The 6,060-nt window shown below is 65.3% G+C and carries 6 protein-coding genes; 1 reads left to right on the plus strand and 5 read right to left on the minus strand.

The features are described from left to right. Positions 1-9 precede the first annotated feature (9 nt). The 5 genes from PG887_RS03110 to PG887_RS03130 form a co-directional block, all read right to left on the minus strand. A complete protein-coding gene (locus PG887_RS03110) occupies positions 10-267 on the minus strand; it encodes a DUF1272 domain-containing protein (RefSeq protein WP_010673281.1) in 258 nt (85 codons plus the stop codon). 36 nt (positions 268-303) lie between these two features. Further along, positions 304-633 (minus strand): DHCW motif cupin fold protein, encoded by a 330-nt coding sequence (locus PG887_RS03115; RefSeq protein WP_039041054.1) that lies wholly within the window; start codon positions 631-633, stop codon positions 304-306. Positions 634-750: 117 nt separating this feature from the next. Continuing rightward, a complete protein-coding gene (locus tag PG887_RS03120) occupies positions 751-2,613 on the minus strand; it encodes a peptidase U32 family protein (RefSeq protein ID WP_270821154.1) in 1,863 nt (620 codons plus the stop codon). Positions 2,614-2,791: 178 nt separating this feature from the next. Then, a complete protein-coding gene (locus tag PG887_RS03125; protein ID WP_039041052.1) occupies positions 2,792-3,403 on the minus strand; it encodes a LysE family translocator in 612 nt (203 codons plus the stop codon). Positions 3,404-3,531: 128 nt separating this feature from the next. Then, positions 3,532-4,485 (minus strand): LysR family transcriptional regulator, encoded by a 954-nt coding sequence (locus PG887_RS03130; protein WP_270821155.1) that lies wholly within the window; start codon positions 4,483-4,485, stop codon positions 3,532-3,534. A gap of 200 nt (positions 4,486-4,685) precedes the next feature. On the opposite strand from PG887_RS03130, the gene PG887_RS03135 reads away from it, so the two are divergent. Continuing rightward, a complete protein-coding gene (locus tag PG887_RS03135) occupies positions 4,686-5,774 on the plus strand; it encodes a ketoacyl-ACP synthase III (RefSeq protein WP_042880524.1) in 1,089 nt (362 codons plus the stop codon). Positions 5,775-6,060: the final 286 nt, after the last annotated feature.

The raw sequence follows: 6,060 nt of genomic DNA on the forward strand, positions 1-6,060 counted from the left end.
GGGAGGGCCCTAGCCCCCCTTGCCCAGCGCCGCTTTCAGAGCCGGATTGAAGACGCGCTGGAGGGAGGCGGGGTTGTTCACCAGCTTGGCCGCCGGGCGGCGCGGGCGCCTGACCAGCTCGCCGCCACAGTTGGGGCAGGTCAGGTGCAGATACTGATCGTTGCACTCGGCGCAGAAGGTGCACTCGAAGGAGCAGATGTAGGCCGTCGCCGTGTCGGCGGGCAGATCCCGGTCACAGCACTCGCAGTTGGGTCTGAGTTCAAGCATGGCAAGTTCCTGAAGCGCAAGGGGAAAGAGGGCAGCTCAGTCGACGATAAAGAGGCGAGCGCCCAGTTCGGTATAGGAGCGATGGGGTTCGGCGTTGTCCGCCACCTGGTAGCTCATGCCCGGCGTCAGGGTGAAGACGCGGCCATCCTGCAGCTCGGTGTGCAGCTCCCCTTCGAGGCAGAGCAGCACATGGCCCTTGCTGCACCAGTGATCCGCCAGATACCCGGGGGAGTACTCCACCATTCGCACCCGCAGATCCCCGAACTGCCGGGTGTGCCAGCGGGCGACGCCGCGTTCTCCCTTGTGTTCGGTCGGCGGGACCTCGGCCCAGTTCGTGGTGCAAAACGGCAGTGCATGGATGTTCATGACGGATCCTTTGTCAGAAGAAGGCTGGGGGAAGGTGCCTCACCACGGGATATCCGTGACAAGGCCGCGCCCCATACTGCCATCAAATCCGCTCCAGCCCCATGCCCACACGGGCAATCATCCCCTCTTCAGGCTGCCCATCACCTGCATCTCGCAGCGATGGCAGTCAAAGCGCAGGCGGAAACTCTCCTTGCCCATCTTGAGCTCCAGGGGCTCGGCCTTGAGACCGGGCACCTCCTTGGGGCAGAGCTGCTGGCTGTAGCGGATGCAGTGCTTCGTTGTCATCAGCACCACTTCCCGCTCCTCCTTGTTCGCCTCATACGCGGGGGCGATGCTCCCTACCCCGTGCTCGCGAAAGAACTGCTCCGCCGCGCTGTTCAGCACGTTGCCGAGGTAGGAGAGCCGATGCTGGGGATAAACGGCGCCTCGCAGGGGAATGCGCCGCTCGGGTCGCCGGTAGGCAGCCAGACGGGCCGCCTCCAGGGCGGCAATGCCGTCCCGGCGCAAGCCGTTAAGCTGTGAAGCCGCAATAAACAGCGGGCGAGTGAATGCCAACTCAATCTGGCGAGCCACAAACAGGGTGTTGCCGAGTTTGCCGAGCTGATCCCTGGCCTGTTGCAGCGCCCGTTCCGGGTTGTCGGCCGGCGGCTGGTCGCAGGGGAGCGTAACGGCGGCGCCAATGCCCTGCTCGTCGGTAAGCGTGAGCCGCAGTCCCTCGTCGCACTCCGATAGCCGCATATCGACCCGGATGCGGCGATCCGCGCTCCCCTTTTCGAGCTGCTTGCTGAAAGCCTGATCGTGGTTGCGAAAGATCTCGGTGCCCACCTTGAGACCGGGCATGGGTTCCGACAGGAGTAACCGCTTGCTCTGTGCCTTCTCTTCCACTTTATTGAGGCGCATGCCCACCAGCTCGCCCCCCGGCTTGAAGAAGCCGAGGCCATCGCCGTTGTTGAGGGCAACGGCCTGGCCGTCGATCTCGATGCCATCGCGGGTCACGCTGGTGACGCGCCCGAGCGGCTCCCCGACGTATTTCGGGCTGCGCGGCGAGTCGATGCCTGGCTGTCGGCCATGGAGGAAGTAGTCGGTGCTGCCCCGGTTGAAACTCTTCTTGGGATCCGGCGTAAAGGTGTAGCTGCAACGACCGGCGGAAGCGGCCACCAGATCGGGGCGGCTCGCCAGGATGGCGTCCAGCTTCTGGCGATACCAGGCGGTGACGTTCTTGACGTAGTCGAGCCCCTTGAGGCGCCCTTCAATCTTGAAGGAGCGGATCCCTGCGGCGATCAGCGCCTCCAGGTTGTCGGTCTGATCCATGTCTTTCAAGGAGAGCAGGTGGCTGTTTTCCACCAGCACCTCCCCCGCCGGCGTTTGCAGGGAACAGGGCAGTCGACAGAGCTGGGCGCACTCGCCGCGGTTCGCGCTGCGCCCGGTGCGGGCGTGGCTGATGTTGCACTGGCCGCTGTAGGAGACGCACAGGGCACCGTGGATGAAGAACTCCAGCTGCACGCTCGTGGCGGCGCTTATCTCGCGGATCTGCGCAAGGGAGAGCTCGCGGGCCAGCACCACCTGGGAGAAGCCCACGTCCTGCAGAAACTTTACCTTTTCCGGGGTGCGGTTGTCGGTCTGGGTGCTGGCGTGCAGCGCGATGGGGGGCAAATCAAGCGCCAGCAGCCCCATGTCCTGCACGATCAGCGCATCGGCCCCTGCCTCGTAGATCTGGTGGGTCAGGCGCCGGGCCTGCACCAGCTCGTGGTCGTGCAGCAGGGTATTGAAGGCGACGAAGACCTGGGCGCCGAAGCGGTGGGCATGGCGCGCCAGCGCCTCGATGTCCTCGAGGCTGTTGCCTGCTGCGCTGCGGGCACCGAAGGCGGGGCCGCCCATGTAGACGGCGTCGGCGCCGTGGTTGATGGCCTCGATGCCATAGGCGAGGTTCTTGGCCGGGGCCAGCAACTCCAGGCGGTTGTGATGGTTCTGATCGCGCATAACGTCCGGTTCGAAGGGCTGCAAATGGCCGCCACTCTAACCAGACTCCCCGCCCCCCGCCTTGATCCCGCTTAAGATCACCGCAGAATGCAGGATTGACCCGGTACAAGAACGTCTGGCTGCCCCTTCAACCCCCGGCCCTGACAGAGTGCCGACTACGCAGGCACCCGACGCGGAGCTAGATCACGACCTTGAGGGCCAGCCCCAGCAGCACCAGGCCGCTCACCTTGTCTATCACGGTGGATTTGGCCTTGAGCCAGGCGAGTACGGGCCCGCGAGAGAGCACCAGGGCCACCAGCACATACCAGAGCGCATCGATGCCGCCTGCGGTCAGCATCATGATGCCCCCCTCACGCCAGCCAGTGTCGGCGTGCACGAACTGGCTGAACAGGGCGATAAAGAAGATGGCGAGCTGGGGGTTCAAGAAGGCCACCATAAAGCCCTCGAACGCCCCTTGACGTCCCCGTGGCGGGTGCCCCTCCTCCTTGCCTGCCTCACCCCCTGCGGGCCTGGCCAGCAACGCCTTGATCCCGAGCCAGGCGAGGAACGCCGCGCCGCCGTAGCGGATGAGATCGAACAGCAGCGGGGTCTGGGTGATCAGGATGGCGAGGCCGAGGGCCGTGATCAGCGCATAGATGCCGACTCCCAGGCCGTGTCCCAGCGCCGTGGCGACCCCGTGGCCCTGCCCTCCCTGCACCGTATTGCGGATGATCAGTGCCAGGCTCGGCCCCGGGCTGATGGCCCCCATCACGCAAATGGCGGCCAGCGCCAGCCAACTCGTCAGCTCCATACCTTCTCTTCCTTCGTGTCGATTGTTGTCACCCGGGATCAGGGTAGGGGGTGGCTCGCTATGCCAGAAGTGAAAGTTATGAATAGAGTCCATAGCCAGTGGCTATAGAGTGGCACAACCCGCTGCCATCAGCGGCTCGCCTGCGGCCCTCGGGCCAACTGCTTGCGACTCTCCCCCAGGGTGAATTGCAGGTGATCCCGCAGGAAGGGATAGGCCAGCTCGCGGAACCAGCGGTGAGCCGGATCCAGGTGGTGGCGCTGGTGCCACAGCAGATGATACTGCTGGACCCGGGTGGCGAAGGGGAGATCGCAAAAACTCAGGGCATGTTCCCGGGAGAGCTGCCAGGCGATATGGGCCGGGGTGGTCATCAGACAGTCTGTGCGCAGCAGCACCTCCACCGCGGCCTGGAAGAAGGGCACCCGGGCAAACCAGCGGCGGGAGAGCCCGCGGGGGGCCAGCACCTGCTCCACCGGGCTGTCCTTGTCCCCGCCCCCGCTCACCTGCAGGTGGGGCCATGCAAGGTAATCCTCCAGGCTGAGCGCCATGCCAGAGAGCGGCTGATGGCGCCCCATCAGCACCACCAGCCTGTCCTCCCCCTGATGCAGGCCGCGGATCTGGTCCGGCACCAGCTCCGTGATGGTGGAGACCATGTCCAGCTCCGATTGCCAGAGCTGGGGCAACTGGCGCTTGTCCCACAGGCTGTACTCAAGCGCCGCTCGGGGGGCGGCCCTCGCCAGGGCCGCACAGATGTCCGGCAGGATGTGCTGGGCCACGTAGTCGGAGGAGGCGAGCCGAAACACCCGCTCGCAGCGCTCGGGTGCAAATTCCGGCGCCTCGTAGAGCCGCTCCAGGGCACCGAGGGAATCGGCAAGCTGGGCCGCCAGGGCCTCGGCCCGCGGGGTCAGCAGCCAGCGCTGCCCTTCCCGCACCAGCAGCTCGTCGCCAAACTCGCTGCGAAGCTGGCCGAGCTGCTTGCTGATGGAGGGCTGGCTCAGGTTCAGCAGCTCCGCCGCCCGGCTGATATTGCGGGTCTCCAGCAGCACCTTGAGGGTGGGCAAGAGATTGAGATTCGCTTTGTGCACAGGAGTCACCTCGGGAAGGGGCCGCCGGGATCGGGCCTTCATCTTACGGCAAGGAGAAGCGGAAATTTAAGCAAAATCACGGTCTTGCTCCCGCCACTCCCCTTACACTGGGGGGGCCGCAGGATGACAGTGAACGCCCCGTGCGGCATAATTTCGCCACTTTCCGCCCCAGGGCGGCCATCACGACAAGCGACGACAAGATGACATACGCCACTATCACCGGGTGGGGAAAATGCCTGCCCCCCGCCTCGCTGACCAACGATGACCTCGGCACCATCATGGATACCTCGGACGAGTGGATCTACCCGCGCACCGGCATCAAGGCCCGCCGTGTCTCCCATGTCAGCACCCAGGCGCTCGCCACCCTGGCCGCCCGTCGCGCCCTGGCGTGCGCAGGCCTGGACGCCGCCGCCCTCGATGGCATCATCCTGGCGACCGCCACCCCGGGCACGCTGGTCCCCAATGGTGCCTCTGCCGTGCAGCAGGCCCTCGGCGCCCACAAGGCGGCGGTGTTCGACCTCAACGCCGCCTGCACCGGCTTCGTCTATGCCCTCTCGGTCGCCACCTCCCTGGTGCAGACCGGCATGATGCAAAGGGTGCTGGTGATCGGTGCCGAGCGATTGACCCAGTTGCTGGACTGGGCCAAGCGCGACACCGCCGTGCTGTTCGGGGATGGCGCAGGCGCCGTCATCATCGAGGCGAGCGAGCAGGAGAGCGGCCTGATTGCCAGCAAGCTCGGTTGTGACAGCGAAGCGCGGGAGATACTGCACGTGCCGAACTTCGGTACGGATCGGGTGCGTTTCGCCGACATTGACGGCCTCTTCACCTTCAACTTCGAGGGGCAGGAGATCTTCAAGCGCGCCGTGCGCGGCATGGGCGAAGCCACCGGCACCGTACTGGCCCAGGCCGGCATCGCCCCCGAGCAGATCGACCTCATCGTGCCGCACCAGGCGAACGTGCGCATCATCGAGACCCTGGCCAAGCGGATGAACGCCCCCATGGAGAAGGTGATGGTCAACATAGAGCAGTACGGCAACACCTCCGCCGCCACCGTGCCCATCGCCCTGTGCGAGGCGCTGGAGCAGGGTCGGGTCAAGCCGAACAGCTACCTGCTGACCGCCGCCTTCGGGGCCGGGCTGACCTGGGGCGCCGCCCTCATCAAGTGGGGAGACCGCGTCACCCCGATCGCGAGTTGCGACGAGGTGCTGCCCCCCTGCGAGCAAAGCGCCCTCGAACTCATCGCCCATGCGGTGCAGGGTTGCCAGCAGGCTCGCCCCGCCGACGCCTGAGCGAGCGCCAGCGCCCCATGATCCGCCAGGAGTCCCGTGGCTCCTGGCAGCCAGCCCCCCACGCCCCTTCGCCGTTTCGGCAGCGACATAAAAGTCATTGAAAAGTGTGAATTTTGAGCGAAACATATCAAAAAATGACCACTTGACACTTTTTTGTCGTCAGAATGCGGCCAAGGGGTTCACAACCTTGCCGGATCTGGTAGTATGCGGCCTCGCACTTGGGGAGGGGTTCCCGAGCGGCCAAAGGGATCAGACTGTAAATCTGACGGCTCTGCCTTCGAAGGTT

This window comes from Aeromonas sp. QDB14, assembly GCF_027707845.1.
In the GTDB taxonomy this organism is placed as follows: domain Bacteria; phylum Pseudomonadota; class Gammaproteobacteria; order Enterobacterales; family Aeromonadaceae; genus Aeromonas; species Aeromonas caviae.